Annotated in this window: 1 protein-coding gene; it reads right to left on the bottom strand. The window is 45.8% G+C overall.

Features of this window, described 5'->3' with window-relative positions; all coding sequences use genetic code 11:
• Positions 1-84: 84 nt before the first annotated feature.
• Positions 85-695, bottom strand: a 611-nt coding sequence (locus A3738_RS09125; protein WP_068763556.1) for a TSUP family transporter, incomplete at its 5' end; no start/stop codon positions are given.

Below are 695 nucleotides of genomic sequence, written 5' to 3'. Positions count from 1 at the left end.
CCGTTGTAGCCGCGGGCACGTAAAAGCTCAGCCGAATAGTCGATGATTTGTTGTCGGGTGTTGGTTGTCATGTGTTCATCCTACCTACCGGTAGGTAGGCAGGTCAAGCGGCATTATTTGCCCAACCAAACTCGATGCCAGCATGTGCACAGCGAGGCTGCTAAGCGCTATTTTTATCAATAGTATGATTTTGTCGTTGTCTGCCTTTATGCGCAGCTTAGTGCCCAAAAATGAGCCGGCTATCGCACAGACGATCATTACACTGATCAGCAATAAGCTATCACTCAAAAACGGGGTGATAGCCAAATACACTGGGATTTTTGCAAGATGACTGATCGTCATAAACATGGCGCTGGTGGAGATAATCTGATCGTTAGATTCTAATTCTTTAGTCAAAACGGATAAGGCTAGCGGGCCCGGCGCTCCAACGATTAGCCCTAAGCCGGTCTGGAGAAAGCCAATCAAATAATAACTTTCAAACTTCTTTATAAATGCGCCAAAGGTTTTGCTCCACAGGTTGAGAAGTAGATAGCAAGCAATCGCAACAGGCAAGAATTGCAGGGGAATATTAAATAGCGCGAGGCTAAATACGATCGTCCCTAGAACTGAGCCGATCAAAAATGCAGGAAAGAGGTGCCACTGAACATCAGACAGTGAAAAGAACATTCGTGAAGCATTACTCGCAATCTGGGTAA

The organism is Oleiphilus sp. HI0066 (assembly GCF_001635725.1).
Note: the sequence above shows the minus strand (reverse complement) of the source record. Positions and strands in the feature narration are given on the sequence as shown.